The organism is Sphaerotilus sp. (assembly GCF_013299175.1).
In the GTDB taxonomy this organism is placed as follows: Bacteria; Pseudomonadota; Gammaproteobacteria; order Burkholderiales; family Burkholderiaceae_C; genus Sphaerotilus.
In genome coordinates, this window is record NZ_JAAFKF010000012.1 from 34424 (window position 1) to 54437 (window position 20014).

Here is a 20014-nt window from a genome sequence, read left to right on the forward strand (position 1 = left end):
GCCTGGCCCCTCAGGCCCGCCGCGAGAGCAGCCGCAGCAGCACCTCGACGCGGGCCTGTGCCGCCGTGAGCGCGCCAGCGTCGGGCACCAGGTCATGACCGGTCGGGACAATGCACCCCGCCCCGCCCCGCAAGGCCCGCACCACCGCCACACCCGCCGACTGCGCCCGCAGGAGCGCGGCCTGCAGGTCGTGGTGGACCGTGCCATTGCCGGTGGCCGCGACCACCACCCCTTGCACGCCCGCCTCCATCAGCAGGTCCACCACCCGGCCATCCGCGCCGGCGTGGCTCACCACGATCTGCACCTCGGGCCAGATGTCGGCGGCCAGCACCTGCAGCCCGAGCGGCGTACCCGTCGGCCAGTCGCGCAGCAACCGCAGCCGACCCTCCTCGACATGCGCCAGCGGTCCCGCGTCACCCGCATCGAAGGCATCCGGTCGGTAGGGATGGACCTTGCGCACCTCGGAACCCAGCCAGACCTTGCCCGCCAGCACGGCCACCACGCCACGGGCACCCACCTGCCCGGCCACCGTGACAGCGTCCGCGAGGTTCTGCGGGCCATCGGGCTGGGCGGCGCTGGCCGGACGCATCGCGGCGGTCAGCACCACCGGCTTGGTCGGCGCGAGCACGCGCTGCAGCAGGTAGCCGGTCTCCTCCAGCGTGTCGGTGCCGTGGGTGACGACGATGCCATCGACCTCGGGGCGGTCCAGGTGCCACTGCACGCGCTCGGCCAGCCGGCGCCAGACGGCGTGGCTCATGTCCTTGCTGTCGAGCTGGGCCACCTGCTCCGACTCGATCGACCAGCCCTCGGCACAGCGCCGCTGCAGCGCCGGCACGGCCGCGAGCAGTTGCGACACCGCCACCTGGCCGGCCGTGTAGCCGACGTTGTCCTCGGCGCTGGTGGCCATGCCGGCCAGCGTGCCGCCGGTTCCCAGCACGACGATGTGCCGCGGGGCGCTGGTCGGGTTCGAATCAATGCTTGTCATTTGCGTTGGGCTGGATAAAAATACAGGTACTGGATGTTTTCTCAGCCGACAAGCGGCCGACACGGACATCCAGGCAACGTCACCGCATAGCGAGGAACCCGTGGACGACAGCCCCAAGCTCACCAACCGACAGCAACAGATTCTGGAGCTGATCCAGCGCGCCATCGAGCGCACCGGCGCGCCGCCCACCCGCGCCGAGATCGCCTCCGAGCTGGGCTACCGCTCGCCCAACGCCGCCGAGGAACACCTCAAGGCGCTGGCCCGCAAGGGCGTGATCGATCTGGTGAGCGGTACCTCGCGGGGCATCCGGGTCAAGTCTGACACATTGCGCCGGCTCAACGCCGCACGCTTGCGGGCCAGTGACGAGCTGGTGTTCGAGGCGGTGCCGGCGGCGCTGCTGTCGCTGAACCTGCCGCTGGTGGGCCGGGTGGCGGCAGGCAGCCCGATCCTGGCGCAGGAGCACATCGAGCGCACCTTCTCCGTCGAGTCCTACCTGTTCACCAGCAAGCCCGACTACCTGCTCAAGGTGCGCGGCATGAGCATGCGCGACGCCGGCATCCTCGACGGCGATCTGCTGGCCGTCCAGAAGGCCAGCGACGCCAAGAACGGCCAGATCGTCGTGGCCCGGCTGGGCGACGAGGTCACGGTCAAGCGGTTCCGCCGCACTGCGGCTGGCATCGAGCTGCTGCCCGAGAACCCCGATTTCCAGACCATCCAGGTGCCCGCGGGCAGCACCGACTTCAGCCTGGAAGGGCTGGCCGTCGGGTTGATCCGCAACACGCTGCCGGGCTAGCCCGCCCGGGCCCATCACCTGCGCAGGCGATTGCGCGGTCAAGTCATCCCAACGCCGGTCGATAGCTCTGGTCATGCGCCAGCTCCATCGACCTCCAGGAGGTCATCCATGCACCCACGGTTCATTCCGCTGCGTCCGCGACGTGCTGCGTGGCACGCGGTCCCGCACGCGCTGCGCAGGATGGCGCTGCCCATGATGCGCCAGCGGCCGTCGATCGACACCGTGCTGGCCGATCTGCAGGCCATCGCTCCGACACCCGAGCCGGACAACGCACCGCGCACGACCAACCCAGTCGAGTGCGAGAGGGTCCACCTCCACATCGATCCGCACGACCACCAGCGCGTGCGGATCAGCGGCAGCATGCGCGAGGTCTGCGCGGCACTGGACGCGCTGATCGCCGTCCAGTGAGGCAGAACACGCGCAGCCCGCTCAGCCCATGTGCAGGCCGCCGTTGCAACTGAAGTCCGCACCCGTGGTGAAGCCCGAATCGTCACCCGCCAGCCACGCCACGATCGCGCCGATTTCTCCCGGCGTGCCCAGGCGCTTCACGGGAATGGTGGCAACGATCTTCTCCAGCACTTCCGGCTTGATGGCGCGGACCATGTCGGTGCCGATGTAGCCGGGGCTGACGGTGTTGACCGTGACACCCTTGCTGGCCATTTCCTGCGCCAGGGCCATCGTGAAGCCGTGCATGCCGGCCTTGGCCGCCGAGTAGTTGGTCTGGCCCGACTGGCCCTTCTCGCCGTTGACCGAGCTGATCTGGATGATCCGGCCCCAGCCCTTGGCCACCATGTCCGCGACCACCTGCTTGGTGACGTTGAACATGCTGTTCAGGTTGGTGTCGATGACCATGTCCCAGTCGTCACGGGTCATCTTCAGGAACATGCGGTCCTTGGTGATGCCGGCGTTGTTGACCAGCACGTCGATGATGCCGTGCTCGGCCTTGGCGCGCTCGAAGGCTTCGACGGTCGAGTCCCAGCTCGCCACGTTGCCCACGGAGGCGTGGAAGGTGTAGCCGGCCGCGGCCTGCTCATCGAGCCACTTCTGCGCATCGCGCGTCGGGCCGCAACCAGCGATGACCTTGAGGCCGTCCTTGTGCAGGCGGCGGCAGATCGCGGTTCCGATGCCACCCATGCCACCGGTGACGTATGCAACTTTTTGACTCATGTGAATCTCCTCGTGGTGTGAACCGTGTTGTGAAAACTGGTGTGCCGCGCGTGCTGTCCAGCCGCGCTCAACGCTCGACCGTCAGCGCCACACCCATGCCGCCGCCGATGCACAGCGAGGCGATGCCCTTCTTCGCGTCGCGGCGCTGCATCTCGTGCAGCAGCGTGACCAGAATGCGGCAGCCAGACGCGCCGATCGGGTGGCCGATGGCGATGGCGCCGCCGTTGACGTTGACCTTGCTGGTGTCCCAGCCCATTTCCTGGTGGACGGCGCAGGCTTGCGCAGCGAAGGCTTCGTTGATTTCGAGCAGGTCCAGATCGGCCGGCGACCAGCCCGCGCGCTGCAGCGCCTTGCGTGCGGCCGGCACCGGGCCCATGCCCATGTAAGCGGGATCCAGACCGGCACTGGCGTAGCTGGCGATGCGGGCCAGCGGGGTCAGCCCGAGAGCGGCAGCCTTGGCCGCCGACATCAGCACGACACCCGCAGCGCCGTCGTTCAGGCCGGACGCATTGCCGGCCGTGACGCTGCCCGACTTGTCGAAGGCGGGGCGCAGACCGGCCAGCGCGTCGGCGGTGGACCGGCGGTTGATGAACTCGTCACTGTCGAAGACGACCGGGTCGCCCTTGCGCTGCGGAATCGACACGGCGGCGATTTCGTCCTTGAACTTGCCGGCTTCCTGGGCAGCGGCGGCCTTCTGCTGCGAGGCCAGCGCCAGCGCATCCTGCATCTCGCGGGTGATGCCGTACTTCTTGGCGATGTTCTCGGCGGTGGTGCCCATGTGGTACTGGTTGTACACATCCCACAAGCCATCGACGATCATCGAATCGACCATCTTCCAGTCGCCCATGCGCTGGCCGTCGCGCGAACCCGCCAGCACGTGCGGGCTCATGCTCATGTTTTCCTGGCCGCCGGCGATCACGATCTCGCTGTCACCGTCGCGGATGGCCTGGGCGCCCAGCATCACCGCCTTCAGGCCAGAGCCGCAGACCTTGTTGATGGTCATGGCCGGCACGCCCTGGGGCAGGCCGGACTTGATGACGGTCTGGCGGGCGGGATTCTGACCGGAGCCGGCGGTCAGCACCTGACCGAAGATCAGCTCGCCGATCTGCTCGCCCGAGAGGCCCGAACGCTGCAGCAGCGCGCGCACCACGGTGGCGCCGAGTTCCGGCGCGGCGGTCTTGGCCAGGCTGCCACCAAATTTGCCCACCGCGGTGCGGGCGGCGGCGACGATCACGATGTCCATCATGCAATGCTCCAAGTGTGAAAATTGAACGGACGAGACTGTATCCCAGTCAGACCTTGGCCTTGACGTAGCGGCCCGGCGCCGGCTCGATCGCCTTGTGCTGGCGGTTGCCGAAGGACTTGGGGGCCGTCTTCTTCTTGCCGGCGTGCGGCACCAGCCAATCCGACCAGTCGGTCCACCAGCTTCCCGGGTGGCTGGTGGCGGCGTCGAACCACCCTTGCGCGGAATCGGCGGCAGCGTCGTTGGTCCAGTAGTTGCGCTTCTTCTTGGCCGGGGGATTGACGACGCCGGCAATGTGGCCAGACGCTCCGAGCACGAAGCGGCGCGCGCCGCTGAACAGCCGCGTGCTCTGGAAGGCCGAATCCCAGGGCACGATGTGGTCTTCGCGCGACGCATACAGGTAGACCGGTGCCTCGATCGCGCCGAGATCGACCTTCTCGCCACACACGGTCAGCGCACCGGGCACCTTCAACTGGTTCTGCAGGTAGGTGTGGCGCAGGTACCAGCAGTACATCGCGCCCGGCAAGTTGGTGCTGTCGGAGTTCCAGTACAGCAGGTCGAACGGCGGCGGCGTCTCCCCCTTGAGGTAGTTGCCCACCACGTAGTTCCAGACCAGATCGTTCGGACGCAGGAAGCTGAAGGTGCTGGCCAGCTCCTTGCCCTTGAGCATGCCGGGGCCTTGGGGCGCCTCCGGGCCGATGGTCATCTCGCGCAGGCGCACCGATGCCTCATCGACAAAGATGTCGAGGATGCCGGTGTTGCTGAAATCGAGCAGCGTGGTCAGCAGGGTCAGGCTCGCCGCCGGCTGCTCGCCCCGCGCCGCCAGCACGGCCAGCGCGGTGGACAGGATCGTGCCGCCGACGCAGAAGCCCAGCATGTCCAGCGTCTTGGCGCCCGTGATCGCCTGCGTGACATGGATCGCCTCGATGGCGGCCTGCTCGATGTAGTCGTCCCATGTCACCGCCGCCATGTCGTCGGTCGGGTTGCGCCAGCTCACGACGAACAGGCGGTGGCCCTGCTCGACGGTGTAGCGGATGAGCGAGTTGTCGGGCTGCAGGTCAAGGATGTAGAACTTGTTGATGCAAGGCGGCACGAACAGCATCGGCTTGTCGAACACCTGCGCGGTCAGCGGCTTGTATTCGATGAGCTGGAACAGGGCGTTCTCGAACACCACCGCACCTTCGGTGGTGGCCACGTTGCGGCCCACCTCGAACAGCGACTCGTCGGTCTGCGACACATGGCCCTGCTTCAGGTCGCCCAGCAGGTGGTGCATGCCTTGTGTCAGGCTCTCGCCCTTGGAGTCCACCGCTTTTTTCAGCGCCTCCGGGTTGAGCGCCAGGTAATTCGACGGCGCCGAGGCATCGACCCACTGCTCGACGGCAAAGCGGATGCGGGCACGGGTCTTGGCATCGCCCTGCACCACGTCGGCCAGCGCCATCAGCGTGCGGGCGTTGAGCAGATACGTCGCCGCCGAGAAGCCGGCCAGCGGGTTGTCGCTCCACTCGGGGGCAGAGAAACGGCGGTCCTTGGGCAGCGCCACCTTGCCGCCACTGCCCAGGCTGGCGTTCCAGAGTTCACCTGCCTCGCGCAGGTACTCGCCCTGGATGCGGGCGAATTCCGTGGGAGGAATCTGCAATTGCGACAGGGTCTTGAACAGACCGGCGACATCCTGCCCCATGTCGGGGGCGTTGAACATGGGCTTGCCAAACGGGTTCATTCATCTGCTCCGGTGCATGAAAACTGCATTCAGAGGCATTATGCATTCCGTACCCATACAAGCACCTTGCTCGCGGCAACGCGTCAGATAGCGGAAAATCCCCATGTACTTGGTCGCAATTGCGTGGCTTTATGTCACGTTGATGATGGCGCTGGCCGAAGCCACCCACCCGAACGGCACCCTGCTCGGCGCCTTCGTGACGCTGCTGCTCTACGGGGTCGGGCCGCTGTCGCTGGTGCTCTATCTGATGGGCACGCCGCTGCGCCGCAAGAAGCGGCTGGCCGAGGAACAGGCGCAGGAGCCGCCGTCGCCCTGATCAACGCAGCCAGACCAGGGCCGCCATGCGTCCCGTGTGACCGGTCTGGCCGGCACGGCTGGCGTGGCGGTAGGAAAAGTAGCGTTCTGGGTGGCCCAAGGTACACCACGCACCCGAGCCGTCGTTGCCCGCCAGCCGCGCCACCCCCGCCTGCGCCAGCCGCTGCCGGGCCAGTCCGGGCAGATCGGCCCACCACTTGCCCGGCACGTCCGGCGCCCGCGGCTGGAACCGTGGCCCCGGCGCGTCGGGCGAGGCCCCGAACGCCTGCAGCACCTCCGCGCCCACCTCGAAGCGCGTCGGCCCGATGCAAGGCCCCAGCCAGCACTCGATGTCCTGCGGCGGTGCCTCGGCCAGGGCACAGATCCGTGCCAGCGTCGCCTCCAGCACCCCACCGGCCAGTCCACGCCAGCCCGCATGCGCCGCCCCCACCGCCCGCCCGCCCACATGGGCGAACAGGACCGGCAGACAGTCCGCCACCTGGATCTCGCACGCCGCCTCGGTCGCATCCGTCACCACCGCATCGGCCACGGGCAACGCATCACCCTCGCCAGTGGCGCCGTGCAGGGTGTGAACCGCTGCGCCGTGGACCTGCGTGAGCAACTGGGTGGGCAGACCGACGGTGGCCTGCAGCCGCGCCCGGTTGGCCTGCACCACCAGCGGATCGTCCCCGAGTCCAGGGCGAAGATTGAAGCTGTCAAACGGCGCCACCCCCACGCCGCCGGAGCGCCCGGTCATCAAGGCGCCCACACGGGGATGCGAGAACGCCGGGCGCCACCAGTTGGCCTGCATGCCAGCCTCCAGCGGCTCAGGCATCGGCATCCGGGCAAGCGGAAGGCTGCGCAGCCTGAAACGCTGGCAGGTCCATGCAAGTCTCGAAGACGCGCATCACGGTCGGCACATGGTCGAGCCGGCAGTCGAACCGCTGCGCGTTGAAGATCTGCGGCACCAGCACGCAGTCGGCCATCGTCGGCGCGTCGCCGTGGCAGAAGGCGCCCGTGGCCGGGTGGTCGCACAACTGGCGCTCCACCACCTCCAGCCCCACCTCGACCCAGTGCCGGTACCAGGCGTTCTTGGCATCTTCGCTGGCCCCGAGTTCCTTGACCAGATAGCGCAGCACGCGCAGGTTGTCGAGCGGGTGGATCTCGCAGGCGATGTCCTGCGACAGCGAGCGCACCCGCGCGCGGCCCAGCGGGTCCGCAGGCATCAGCGGCGGCTCGGGATGCACCTCGTCGAGGTATTCGATGATCGCCATCGATTGCGTCAGCGTGGCCTCGCCATCGCGCAGCAACGGCACCAGACGTTGCGGCGAAACGGCCGCGTACTCCGGGCCGGACTGCTCGTTGCGCACCAGATGCACGGTGCGGTAGTCGTAGGGAAGCGACTTCAGCGCCAGCGCAATGCGCACCCGAAACGAGGCGGACGAACGGAAATAGCTGTAAAGCTCCATGGTGAACGGCTCCTCTTGGCTCAGGCAGTTTGTTTCAGATCATGCCATGCGAAGCAGGCGATACACTGCCCCCATGCCATTGCCGCGACGTATCAAGCACTGCCGGGAGTGCGGGTCCGAGGTCCAGTACCAAGTCCCTGCCGCCGACAACCGGGAGCGAGCCATCTGCACGGCTTGCGCCACGATCCACTACGAAAACCCGCTCAACGTGGTGGGTACAGTGCCCTTCTGGGAGGATCAGGTGCTGCTGTGCCGGCGCAACATCGAGCCGCGCCACGGGTTCTGGACCCTGCCCGCCGGCTTCATGGAACTCGGCGAGACGCTGGCCGAAGGGGCCGCCCGCGAGACCGTCGAGGAGGCGGGTGCGCACATCGAGCTGCTGGACCTCTACACGGTGCTCAACGTCGTCAAGGTCGGGCAAGTGCATCTGTTCTACCGCGCAGCCCTGCTGGATACCGTCTTCGATCCTGGCCCGGAAACCATCGAGGCCCGGCTGTTCCGCCAGCAGGACATCCCCTGGCATGACCTGGCGTTCCGCACCGTGCGGGTGACGCTGGAGCGTTATTTCGAGGACCGCGCCCGCGGTCAATACGGCCTGCACTGTGCCGATATCGGCTGAGCATTTCAGCGTTCACCGCCTCCCACATGAACCCTCCACGTCCTGTCGCAGCGGCCCGCGACGCCGCCACCGAGCGCCTGCGCGAAGACCTGCTCCACCCCGACCCGCTGCTCGACTGCCTGCTCGAAGTCTGTCGGCTGCATGGCGTCAACGCATCGCGTGCGTCACTGTCGGCTGGCCTGCCGCTGGAAGACGGCCGGCTCACCCTCACCCTGGCCGAGCGCGCCGCCCAGCGTGCCGGCATGTTCAGCAAGCTCCAGCGCATCAAGCCGAACAAGATCGACGCCGCCACGCTGCCGGCGGTGCTGATCCTGCGCGGCAACGACGCCTGCGTGCTGCTGGGCTGGACTGCGGAAGGCGACGCCCGCGTCCTCATGCCGGAAACCGGGCAAGGCGCCGTGGTCATGGCGCGCAAGGATCTGGCGCGGCGCTACAGCGGCGTGGTGCTGTACGTGCGTCCGCATTTCCGCTTCGACGAGCGCACACCCGAGGTCCGCGCCACGCAGCAGGGGCACTGGTTCTGGAGCGCCGTGCTCAGCCAGCGGCTGGTCTACCGCGACGTGCTGTGGGCGGCGCTGCTGATCAACGTGTTCGCGCTGGCGTTTCCGATCTTCACGATGAACGTCTACGACCGTGTCGTGCCCAACCATGCCATCGAGACACTGTGGGTGCTGGCGGTCGGGCTGATGCTGGTGCTGCTGGCCGATGTCTACATGCGCAAGCTGCGCAGCCACTTCGTCGATGAGGCGAGCGCACGCATCGATGTGCAGCTCTCCTCGGTGCTGATGGAGCGGGTGCTGGGCATGCGGCTGGAGCACCGGCCGCAGTCGGTCGGCTCGTTCGCCTCGAACCTGCGTGGCTTCGAGTCGGTGCGCGATTTCATTGCGTCGAGCACGGTGACGGCGCTGATCGACCTGCCCTTCGCGCTGATCTTCCTGGGCGTGATGGCGTGGATATCGCCCTGGATGGTGCTGCCGGTGCTGCTGGCGTTCGTGCTGATCCTGGGCCTGGGCTACCTGTTGCAGCACCGCCTGCACGAACTGTCGCAGACCACCTACCAGGCCAGTGCCCAGCGCAACGCCACCCTGGTCGAAGCCCTCACTGGCATCGAGACCATCAAGACGCAGGCCGCCGAGAGCGTCATCCAGTCGCGCTGGGAGCGCGCCAACCAGTTCCTCGCCCAGACCAATGTGCGGATGCGCTCGCTGTCCAGCTCGGCCAGCTACGGCACCAACTGGCTGTCGCAGGTCGTCAACCTCAGCATCGTGCTGATCGGCGTCTACCTGATCTCGCAGCGCGAGCTGACGATGGGCGCGCTGATCGCCTGCACCACGCTCAGCTCGCGCGCACTGGCCCCGGCCGGGCAGATCGTCGGGCTGATGATGCAGTACCAGGGCGCACGCACCGCGCTGGAGTCGCTCAACAAGGTGATGGCCAATCCGGTCGAGCGCGAGGCGGGCCAGCACTTCCTGCACCGGCGCGAGCTGAAGGGCGACATCGAGTTCCGCGACATCAAGTTCGCCTACCCCGGCCGCGACGATCCGGTGCTCGATGGCGTGAGTTTTCGCATCCAGCCGGGCGAGCGCGTGGCGCTGATCGGCCGTGTCGGCTCGGGCAAGACGACGCTGCAGAAGCTGATGCTCGGGCTGTACCAGCCCACGTCGGGGGCCGTGCTGCTCGACGGCATCGACCTGCGCCAGCTCGATCCTGCCGACGTGCGCCGCAACCTGGGCTATGTGTCGCAGGACGTGACGCTGTTCTACGGCTCGCTGCGCGAGAACATCACGCTGGGCCTGCCCTACGCGGACGAGACCGCCGTGCTGGCCGCCGCCGAGACCGCCTGCATGACCGAGTTCGTCAACCGCCACCCGCGCGGCTTCGACATGCCGGTGGGCGAACGCGGCGAGCTGCTCTCGGGCGGCCAGCGCCAGAGCGTGGGCCTGGCGCGTGCGGTGCTGCACAACGCGCCGCTGCTGCTGCTGGACGAGCCGACCAGCGCGATGGACTTCTCCACCGAGGCACAGGTCACCCGCAAGGTCACCGAGTTCGCCCAGGGCAAGACGGTCGTGCTGGTCACGCACCGCACCTCGATGCTGGCCATGGTGGACCGCGTCATCGTGGTGGACCAGGGCAAGGTCGTCGCCGATGGTCCGCGTGACCGCATCCTGGAAGCCCTGCAAGCGGGCCGCATCGCGAGGGCCGCATGAGCGCCAATACCCCCAATACCCCGAACACACCCAACGCACCAGCGGAGACCTCCAACCGCTGGTCCGCCCGCCTCGGTGCCATCACCCGTGCCCTGTTCGGCAAGACCGTCGCCGATGGCGCCGGGCCGCAAGGCTTGCGCGACTTCGAGCACGAGGCCGCCGACATCATGTCGAGCCAGAAGACCGCCCGCGCCCAGCGCATCGTGCGCTCCGCACTGGTCATCGTCGTGCTGCTCATCGTCTGGGCCGGATTCGCCGAGATCGACGAAGTGACCAAGGGCGACGGCCGCGTCATCCCCTCGCGGCAGTTGCAGGTGGTGCAGTCGCTGGATGGCGGTGTGGTCTCCGAAATCCTGGTCAAGGAAGGCCAGGAGGTCGAGGCCGGACAGTTGCTGCTCAAGGTGGACGAAACCCGCGCCACCTCGGGCGTCAACGAAAGTGCGGCCAATGTGTTCGCGCTGAAGGTCAAGGAAGCGCGCCTGAAATCGCTTGCCGAGGGGGGCGCCTTCAAGCCCCCGAAGGGCAATGGCGGCGAGGACGAGGACCGCATCATTGCCGAGGAACGCAACCTCTACCTGTCGCGGATGTCGGAGCTGCAGTCGATGCTGTCCGTGGTGCAGCAACAAGGTGCCCAGCGCCAGCAGGAGGTCTCCGAGGCACAGGCCCGGCGCTCGTCCGCGCAACGCTCGATCGACATTTCCCAGAACGAGCTGCGCCGCACCAAGCCGCTGCTGGCCACCGGCGCGGTGTCGGAGGTCGAGGTGCTGCGGCTGGAGCGCGAAATCAGCCGCTACCGGGGCGAGATGGAGCAGGCCGCCGCCAACATGGCCCGCGCGCAGGCGGCGATCGGCGAATCACGCCGCAAGGCACAGGAGACCGAAATCACCTTCCGCAACGAAGCGCGGCGCGATCTCTCGGATGTCCTGGGCAAGCTCAACGCCATGAACCAGGGGGCTGCGGCGCTGGTGGACAAGGTGGACAAGTCGAGCGTGAAGTCGCCGGTGCGTGGCCGGGTGCAACGCTTGCTGGCGAACACGGTCGGCGGCGTGGTGCAGCCCGGCAAGGACATCGTGGAGATCGTGCCCGTGGACGATGCGCTGGTGCTCGAAGCCAAGGTGCAGCCCAAGGACATCGCCTTCCTGCACCCCAACCAGCTCGCCACCGTCAAGTTCACGGCCTACGATTTCTCGATCTACGGTGGCCTGGAAGCCAAGGTCGAGAACATCAGCCCCGACACCCAGCTCGACGAGAAGGGCAACGCCTTCTACATCGTCAAGGTCCGCACCGCCCAGCCCCGCTTCAGCGAGAGCCAGCCCATCATCCCCGGCATGACGGCCGAGGTGGACATCCTGACGGGCAAGAAGACGGTGCTGTCCTACCTGCTCAAGCCGGTGCTCAAGGCCAAGGCGTATGCGATGCGGGAACGCTGACGCAGCCGGAGACCCTGCGCCCGCCTTGCTTGCCTGTCTGCCTGCCGACCAGCCCCTCATCCGAGGGGCTTTTTCTTGGCCAGGCGCCAGGCGCTCACCACGCGCCTCTATCTTCGTTATCCTGCTCGGACTGCGCACGCCAGTGCATCAAGTCACGGTTTTTGGCGTATTCGGCGCGTTAACGAAACTGCGTTTGGTCTATTCTGACGGGGTTGCCTCGTCGAACTGAAAGATCTCCATGGCCACCATCAAAGCCACTGCCCTGAAATCCGCCGCTCCCACCGGCAAGTCCAGCCTGCTGCAAAGCCTGCAGCGCCTGACGCTGGACCCGAGCTACGTGCCGGCCCGCCTGCCCGAAGGCATGGTGGTGGGCATCTGGGGCGAGGCCGTGGTCCGCACGCCGGACGGTGCGGTGCGCGCGCTGCAGGTCGGCGAGATGGTCCGCAAGGGCTACGTGATCCTGACCTCGCAGAACGGCATCGTGCAACTGGAGGTCGATGGCGACCGGCTGGCACGGGTGCCAGCACAGGTGGACCGCGATGGGCTGGAGCCAACCGGCACCGGCATGACCGGCGGCGAAGATGGCTCGCTCAACAACGCCGAGCGTGTCGGGCGGGTGATCGAGGTGGTCAGCCAGGCGGACTTCAACTTCAGTGCGGCAGCCGCATCGGCCGCCTCGCTGGTGGGCGTCACGGCGGCTGCCCTGGCGGCGGGCAGCGGCTTGCCGGCCGTGTCGGTGAACGACGTGACCGTGGCGGAAAACGCCGGGCATGCCGTGTTCACGGTCACGCTCGCCCGCCCCTCGGGCAGCGCCACCACGCTCGGTCTGGCGCTGTCGGACGGCACGGCGCAAGGCGGCGGCATCGACTACGGCACCTCGGGCACACCGGCCAACCTGGAGGTCTCGCTCGACAACGGCGTGACCTGGGCACCGGCGAACAGCGTGACGATCCCGGCCGGCAGCCTGAGCGCGCTGGTCCGCACACCGATCGCGAATGACCTCCTGCACGAGCCGAACGAGACGTTCACGCTCACCACCACGCTGCTGGCCGGCGATGTCAACGTCACCCGGCCGGTCGGCACCGCCACCATCCTGGACGATCCCACCGACACGCTGCCCTTCTTCCAGAAGGTGGCCCCTGTCACCGTCAACGAAAACGCCGGGCAAGCGGTGTTCACGGTGACGCTGTCCGAGCCGTCGAAGGACACGGTCACGGTGCGCTACACCACGTCGGACGGCACGGCCACCGCAGGCAGCGACTACACCCCCACCACGGGCGTGCTCACCTTCGCGCCCGGCGAGACCTCCAAGACCATCTCGGTGCCGATCCTTCCCGACACCGTCTACGAAGGCCCCGAAACGTTCAAGCTGACCCTGAGCGAGCCGGTCAACGCGGGCCTGCCCAACCCGGACGTGCTCGGCACCATCCGGGACGACGGCCAGGGCACCGGCGGCACCGACGACGACCGGCCGCGGGTCGGCACCGTCTCCAGCCCGACCACGCAGGAAGGCCAGCCGCTCGACTTCGCCATCACGCTGACCCACCCCTCGACCACGCCGACCGTGCTCGACGTGGTGCCGCGCTCGGGCACCGGCACCGTGGGCACGGACACCGGGCCGCTGGAAGTCTCCTTCGACGGCGGCAAGACCTTCACGCCCATCACCGGCACGACCGTCACCGTCCCGCCGGGCACGGACACGCTCATCGTGCGGGTGCCGACCGTGCCGGACCAGAACCCGGAGACCAGCGAAACCATCTTCCTCGATGTCAAGGCGCCGGCCGATCCTGGACCCATCTACGGCACCGGCACCATCGAGGACGCCCCGATTGCGTCGATCTCTGGTCCGGCGATCGTCGATGAGGCCATCGGCAACGCCGCCTACACCGTCAGCCTGACCCACGCATCGACCGTGCCCGTGAAGGTCACGGTGAAAACCGCCGATGGCGTGGCCCTGGCCGGCAGTGACTACACCGCCGTGGACCTGGTGCTGACCTTTGCACCGGGAGAGATCAGCAAGACCGTCCTGGTGCCAATCCTCAACGACAACCTGCTGGAGGGCAAGGAAGCCTTCACCGTCAAGATCGAAACGCCGTCTGGTGCGGTGATCGACACGGCGCGGGCCAGTGTGGTCACGGACATCGCCGATGACGGCCTGCTCGACAACGGTGTCAACAAAGATGCCCCGAAGCTGGCCGTCACCGACGTGAACGTGCCCGAATCGGCCGGTTTTGCCACCTTCAACGTGACGCTGGACAAGGCATCCGGTCTGGCCACCACGGTCACGCTGGCCCTGGCCGACGGCACCGCCAAGGGTGCGGGCATCGATTACGGCAGCACCGGCACCAGCAACCTGCAGGTCTCCACGGACGGCGGCACCACCTGGACCAACGCCACCAGCGCCACGTTCGCCGCGGGCAAAACCAGCGTGCTGGTGCGGACTCCGGTGATCGCCGACACCATCGACGACTCGGGCGAAACCTTCTCCCTGACCGCCACCACCACCGCCCCGGCCGGCGGCACCTCCAACGCCAAGGCCACCGGCACCGCCACCGTCTTCGATCTGCCCGGACTCACCATCGACGACCAGACCGTCAACGAAGGCACCGGCACGGCCACGTTCACTGTCACCCTGTCCGGCCCGTCGTCCACCCCGGTGACGGTCAGCTACGCCACCGCGGACGGCACGGCCACCAACGGCGCCGACTACACCGCCCGATCGGGCACGCTGACCTTCGCGCCGGGGGAAGTGACCAAGACCATCACGGTGCCGATCGCCGAGGACCGGGTCTACGAAGGCCCGGAAACCTTCACGGTCAACCTCAGTGGCGCCAGCGCCAACGCGTTGATTGTCGATCCGCAGGGCCTGGGCACCATCATGGACGATGGCACCGGCACCGTCCCGCCCGACAAGACACCGACCGACGACCGCCCGCACGCCACGATCGACGATGTGGTGGTCAACGAGGCAGCGGGCACGGCCACCTTCACCGTCACGCTGACTGGCACGGCCACGATGCCACTGACGCTGAACTTCGACACCACGGACGGCACAGCCAAGGCCGGATTCGATTTCACCGCTGTCGCTGGCTCGCTGACCTTTGCGCCGGGCGAGAAGACCAAGACCATCACGGTCCCGATCCTCAACGAAGCAGACCCGGCAAAGCCCATCTACGAAGGCCCGGAAACCTTCACCGTCAACCTGCGCAGCCCGAGCGGCACCATCGTGCTCGACGATCCGACCGGTCTGGGCACGATCAACGACGACGGCACCGGCACGGTGCCGCCTGGCACGCCGCCCGACAACGAAAAGCCGCTCGTCACGATCAACGATGTGCTGGTCAACGAAGCGTCGAGTTCTGCGATCTTCACGGTGAAGCTGTCGAACGCTTCGGACTTGCCGGTCACGGTCAAGTACACCAGCATCAACGGCACGGCTGAAATCGGACTCGACTACGACGTTGTGCCGGGCACGCTCACCTTCGCGCCGGGCGAGACGACCAAGACCATCGCGGTCACGATCCACAACGATACCCAGTACGAAGGCGCCGAGACCTTCCAGATCATCCTGACCGACCCGACCAACGCCACGGTCAACACCGCCGGCGCTGGCGTGGATGCCGAGAAGGACGGCACCGGCATCGGCACCATCGTGGATGACGGCACGGGCACCGTCCCGCCGGGCGTGACCCCGGACAACGACAAGCCGTCGTTCTCGATCGGCGACGTGACCGTCAACGAGGCGTCGAAGTCGGCGGTCTTCACGGTGACGCTGAGCAACACAGCCAAGATGCCGGTGACTGTCACCTACAACACGGCCGATGGCACCGCGGTCCAGCCGGGCGACTACACCGCGCAGACCGGCACGCTGACCTTCGCTCCCGGCGAGACCAGCAAGACCATTTCCATCCCGATCCGCAATGACTTGCCGGCCGTCTTCGAGGGGGACGAGACCTTCACGGTCAACCTGACCTCGCCGACGAACGCCACCATCGCCGACGGTGTTGGCATCGGCACCATCAAGGACGACGGCACGGGCGGCCCCCTGTCGCCGGACACGCCCACCGGCACGCCGATGGACGACGACCGCCCGCTGGTGGCGATCAACAGCCTGCCTGTGGTGGAAAACGACGCGGGCCGCCATGCCGTGTTCACGCTGACGCTGAGCAATCCTTCGGCGACGGCCACCACGGTCGGTCTGGCGCTCTCGGATGGGACCGCACTGGGGCTGGGCGCCGACTACGGCAGCACCGGCAGCAACAACCTGCAGGTCTCGACGGACCGCGGCACCACCTGGGTGGATGCGACCACGGCCACCTTTGCGCCCGGCAGCCTGTCGTTGCTGGTGCGCACGCCGCTGAACAACGACAAGGTGATCGAGCCCTCGGAAGCCTTCACGCTGACGGCCACGACCACGGCCGGCACCACGCGCACGCCGACCGCCACCGGCACGGGTGACATCCGCGACGATGACGTGGCCCCGGTCGCGCTGCCCGACACCGGCCGCGCCGACGAGGACACGCCGATCACCGGCACCGTGCTGACCAACGACAGCGACGCCAACGGCGACCCGCTCACCGTCACCGGCTTCAGCATCGGCGGCACGCCCTACACGCCGGGCACCACCGCGACGATTCCCGGCGTCGGCACGATCACCATCGCCCCGACCGGCGTCTACACCTTCACCCCGCTGCCCAACTACGACGGCGCGGTGCCGGTCATCACCTACACCGTGAGCGACGGCGTCAACTCGGTGACGAGCACGCTGACGCTGACGATCACGCCAGTTAATGATGCGCCGACGATCGCAAATGCAGCGGGCAATGTCTCGGAAGAGGGTTTGACTGGAGGAATTCCAGACACGGCAGGGGCGATTGACACAACCAATTCGGAAGTTTTAAGAGGCACCATAGCGGTGTCTGACGTAGAAGGAAGTTCGACTACAGTTAATTGGGGTTTGGCGCCGACGGGCTCATATACATCAGACGGCAAAAAAATCGTCTGGTCAGGAATGGGAACCCAGACCTTGGAGGGGAAACTGGCAGAAGGCACAACCATTCTGACAGCCGTAATTGATAATTCAGGCAAATACACAGTCACCCTGAAGGGGCCATTCGATCACCCCGCCCGAGGAGAGGATGCGCTCAGCGTCGCACTTAACGTGACCGCCAACGACGGACAACTCAGCACCACGGGAACGCTGTCCCTCACCATAGAAGATGATGCACCCTCTTTGATTTCGACTCAGACCAGTGGTGTCCGGATACAGGATACCAATATATTGATCATGCTTGATCTTTCTGGATCAATGAACACTTACGTCGCCGACACAGGAAGTGTCACACGTTTGGATAAGGCCCGTGAAGCTCTGATCAATATCATTGATGCCTACAAAGAATTTGGAGACATAGCGATTCGTTTGGTGACGTTCGCCGGTACCGGCACAGCGACCTCTATTGGATCTACGTGGCTGACAGCAGCCAACGCCAAGCAAGAGCTGAACAACCTTACCCAAGGTGACGGAGACACAGACTATGACGACGCCCTAGCAGTCGCGAGGGCGGCTTTCGCGACCTCGGGAAAAATTGCAACGGGACAAAACGTAGCTTATTTCTTGTCGGATGGCAATCCAAATCAATCAAGCGGAACCATAGGCATCGACAGCGCCGATGAGCAAGCATGGGTAAATTTTGCATCAGCGAACCAGATGAATGCGTTTGCTGTCGGCATGACAACAGATGCAACCTTGTCGGAGCTGAATCCAATCGCCTGGAATGGACGAGACGGCGTCAACACCAATGCAAAAGTAGTGACTGACCTATCACAACTTAACTCCGTCATGCAAGGCACGGTGCCGATCCCTAGTGGAGAGTTAGTGACTGGCGGAAAAATTGGGAAGGGTGGACAAATTGGTGCAGACGGCGGTTACATCAAGACAGTCACCGTTGATGGGATCACCTATTCATGGAAAAATCTATCCAACACGATAACCACCAGCGGCGGCACGGGCGATTACAAATTTGACACGTCGATGATAAGCCAGACAGAGAAAGCCTATGTACTAACTGTCAACACGGCTCATCATGGTCGATTCATCATTGACATGAACGACGGCACATATGAATATCGAATCCCTACATCACTCGCGACAGACACAGTAGAAACGATGAGCTACACTCTTTCCGACAAAGATGGTGATACCCAAACAGCTCAAATCATCGTTCATGTCGGTACCCCAGCATCGCTAGGAAACAACGTTCTCACTGGGGGAGGCGGTCAAGACGAAATCTATGGTGGTGATGGCAACGACCTGCTCAGCGGCTTGGCTGGCAATGACAGCCTCGACGGAGGCACGGGCTCGGACACTCTTGATGGCGGCATTGACAACGACTGGGTTCTTGGAGGTGTGGCAAATGACACTCTGACTGGGGGCCTAGGTTCGGATGTGTTTGCATGGAATCTCAACGACGGCGGCGCCCGCGGCACCCCCGCCATCGACACCATCACCGACTTCAACCCCAGCCTCCCCTCCGCCGGCGGCGACATCATCGACCTGCGCGACCTGCTCTCCGGCGAGCGGACCACCACGCTGGAAAACTACCTGGAGTTCACCTTCGCCGGCAGCGGCGGCGCGGCCACGACCACCATCCACGTCAGCTCCACCGGCGCCTTCGCCGGCGGCAACTACAGCGCCGCAGCCGAAGACCAGACCATCGTGCTGTCGGGCGTCGATCTGCGTGCCTCGCTGGGCCTGGCCAACACCGCCACAGACACCCAGATCATCTCCACCCTGCTGACCCAGGGCAAACTGATCGTGGACAACTGAGCGTCCCGCACACCCCGCAAGGGGTGTCACCCAGACGCACAAAAACCGCCTTGGCATTCCACCAAGACGGTTTTTTCATGTCCCGAGCATCCCGCTCACTTCACGGCCGGCCCCGTCACCCCATCCACCCCGCAGGCCCACAGCTCCGGCAGATCCTCGGCATCCTGCACCCCCTCCACGAACACCTTCAACCCGACGCCGTGCAGCATCGCCACCGAGCTGCGCAGCCACGCGCGCCGTGCTGCGTCATGCCGCACACCGCTCGCCCAGCTGGACGCGATCTTCACGTAGTCCAGCCCCGGCTCCAGCAACAGCCCGATCGACGACAGGCGATCACCCGCGTGCTCCAGCCCCAGATGGACACCGTGCGGGCGCAACTGGCGACACAGCTCGATCAGCGCATCCGGATGCCGCTCCAGCGCCGACTCGTCCACCTCGACCCACAACTGCCGCGCCGATGCCCCCGCCGCCACGATCCGCTCGCGCAGACGCGGCAAGAACTGCGGATGCGCCAGTGACTGCGGCGACAGGTTCACGCCCCGCGGCCGACCGTCCGACGCAATCGCCGTGACCGCCAGCGCCACCGCCGCCATGTCCACATCACAGCTCATGCCCGTGCGCAGCGCAAACGGCAGCCAGCGCGCCGCCGGCTCGAACGGCCCGTTCGCTTCGAGCTGCAGCCGCATCGGGCATTCCATGTGGATCACCGCCCCCGTGCGGTCGCTGACCGGGAACTGCATCAACTGCACCCGCGCGGCCAGCAACGTCGCCTGCAACGCCTTGCGCCAGGTGTCCTCACCGCCCTGGATCGGGGCAGGCTCCAGCCCGTTGGCGACATACGCGAAATCGCCTTTCGCCTCGGCGTCCGCCAACCCCATGTCGGCCTTGGTCAGCAGCTCCGGCACCGTGGTCCCGATGCGGCACCCCACCGAAGACACGACCACCGCCACGCCCGGCGTGTCCGCCAGACAACGGCGCAGGCGCTCCAGCATTTCCACCGCCGGATCGTCCCGCTCATTGGCATGGGGATAGATCACCGCGAAATCCGAGCCGTTCAAGCGCCCGTGGCACGACACCGCCACGCCGTTCGCGTTCGGCTCCCCGAGGGCATGGGCCATGGCACGCAGCAGTTGGTCCGTGCGCTGGTGGCCAAGCGCCCGGTTCACGTCGGCCAGCCGCCGCACCCGCACCAGCACCAGTTGTGCTGACGCGGACGATTCCTCGCGGCCCAGGTGCGATTCGAAGCTCGCCAGGAAATGCCGCC

At 66.4% G+C, this 20014-nt stretch carries 13 protein-coding genes and 1 pseudogene; 7 read left to right on the top strand and 7 right to left on the bottom strand.

The features are described from left to right. Positions 1-10: 10 nt before the first annotated feature. A complete protein-coding gene (locus tag QZW52_RS03830; RefSeq protein WP_293995505.1) occupies positions 11-985 on the bottom strand; it encodes an asparaginase in 975 nt (324 codons plus the stop codon). A 100-nt stretch (positions 986-1085) separates the two neighbouring features. Here QZW52_RS03830 and lexA point away from each other — a divergent pair, with 100 nt between their 5' ends. Together lexA and QZW52_RS03840 are read left to right on the top strand one after the other, a co-directional pair. Then, the gene (lexA, locus tag QZW52_RS03835) at positions 1086-1778 is read left to right on the top strand and encodes a transcriptional repressor LexA (protein WP_293995507.1); all 693 of its coding nucleotides are present in this window, start codon (positions 1086-1088) and stop codon (positions 1776-1778) included. A 108-nt stretch (positions 1779-1886) separates the two neighbouring features. After that, entirely contained in the window at positions 1887-2186 is a 300-nt protein-coding gene (locus QZW52_RS03840) for a hypothetical protein (protein WP_293995509.1), read from the top strand. Between the two features lie 21 nt (positions 2187-2207). Here the strand turns inward: QZW52_RS03840 and phbB are convergent, their stop codons facing one another. From phbB to phaC, 3 genes are all read right to left on the bottom strand, one after another. Continuing rightward, on the bottom strand, positions 2208-2945 hold the full coding sequence (gene phbB, locus QZW52_RS03845) for an acetoacetyl-CoA reductase (protein WP_293995512.1): 738 nt from the start codon (positions 2943-2945) through the stop codon (positions 2208-2210). Positions 2946-3012: 67 nt separating this feature from the next. Next, positions 3013-4191: an acetyl-CoA C-acetyltransferase gene (locus QZW52_RS03850; RefSeq protein WP_293995515.1), complete on the bottom strand. Its 1179-nt coding sequence runs from the start codon at positions 4189-4191 to the stop codon at positions 3013-3015. 46 nt (positions 4192-4237) lie between these two features. After that, on the bottom strand, positions 4238-5905 hold the full coding sequence (phaC, locus tag QZW52_RS03855; RefSeq protein ID WP_293995517.1) for a class I poly(R)-hydroxyalkanoic acid synthase: 1668 nt from the start codon (positions 5903-5905) through the stop codon (positions 4238-4240). Positions 5906-6008: 103 nt separating this feature from the next. On the opposite strand from phaC, the pseudogene QZW52_RS03860 reads away from it, so the two are divergent. Further along, positions 6009-6203, top strand: a pseudogene (locus tag QZW52_RS03860) (hypothetical protein); the annotation flags it as partial. An 18-nt stretch (positions 6204-6221) separates the two neighbouring features. Here the strand turns inward: QZW52_RS03860 and pgeF are convergent. Together pgeF and maiA are read right to left on the bottom strand one after the other, a co-directional pair. Beyond that, the gene (gene pgeF, locus QZW52_RS03865; protein WP_363226082.1) at positions 6222-7040 is read right to left on the bottom strand and encodes a peptidoglycan editing factor PgeF; all 819 of its coding nucleotides are present in this window, start codon (positions 7038-7040) and stop codon (positions 6222-6224) included. Then, positions 7027-7668: a maleylacetoacetate isomerase gene (maiA, locus tag QZW52_RS03870; protein WP_293995521.1), complete on the bottom strand. Its 642-nt coding sequence runs from the start codon at positions 7666-7668 to the stop codon at positions 7027-7029. Before maiA ends, pgeF begins: the two co-directional genes overlap by 14 nt. Before the next feature lie 73 nt (positions 7669-7741). Here maiA and QZW52_RS03875 point away from each other — a divergent pair, with 73 nt between their 5' ends. From QZW52_RS03875 to QZW52_RS03890, 4 genes are all read left to right on the top strand, one after another. Continuing rightward, entirely contained in the window at positions 7742-8287 is a 546-nt protein-coding gene (locus tag QZW52_RS03875; protein WP_293995523.1) for an NUDIX hydrolase, read from the top strand. A gap of 26 nt (positions 8288-8313) precedes the next feature. Further along, the gene (locus tag QZW52_RS03880; RefSeq protein WP_293995525.1) at positions 8314-10494 is read left to right on the top strand and encodes a type I secretion system permease/ATPase; all 2181 of its coding nucleotides are present in this window, start codon (positions 8314-8316) and stop codon (positions 10492-10494) included. Further along, entirely contained in the window at positions 10491-11924 is a 1434-nt protein-coding gene (locus QZW52_RS03885) for an HlyD family type I secretion periplasmic adaptor subunit (protein ID WP_293995526.1), read from the top strand. The genes QZW52_RS03880 and QZW52_RS03885 overlap by 4 nt, the downstream gene beginning before the upstream one ends. Positions 11925-12162: 238 nt before the next feature. Further along, complete coding sequence (locus QZW52_RS03890; protein WP_293995527.1) at positions 12163-18750, top strand: Calx-beta domain-containing protein; 6588 nt, start codon at positions 12163-12165, stop codon at positions 18748-18750. 95 nt (positions 18751-18845) lie between these two features. On the opposite strand, the gene QZW52_RS03895 is transcribed toward QZW52_RS03890, so the two are convergent. Beyond that, positions 18846-20014, bottom strand: a 1169-nt coding sequence (locus QZW52_RS03895; protein ID WP_293995530.1) for a bifunctional diguanylate cyclase/phosphodiesterase, incomplete at its 5' end; no start/stop codon positions are given.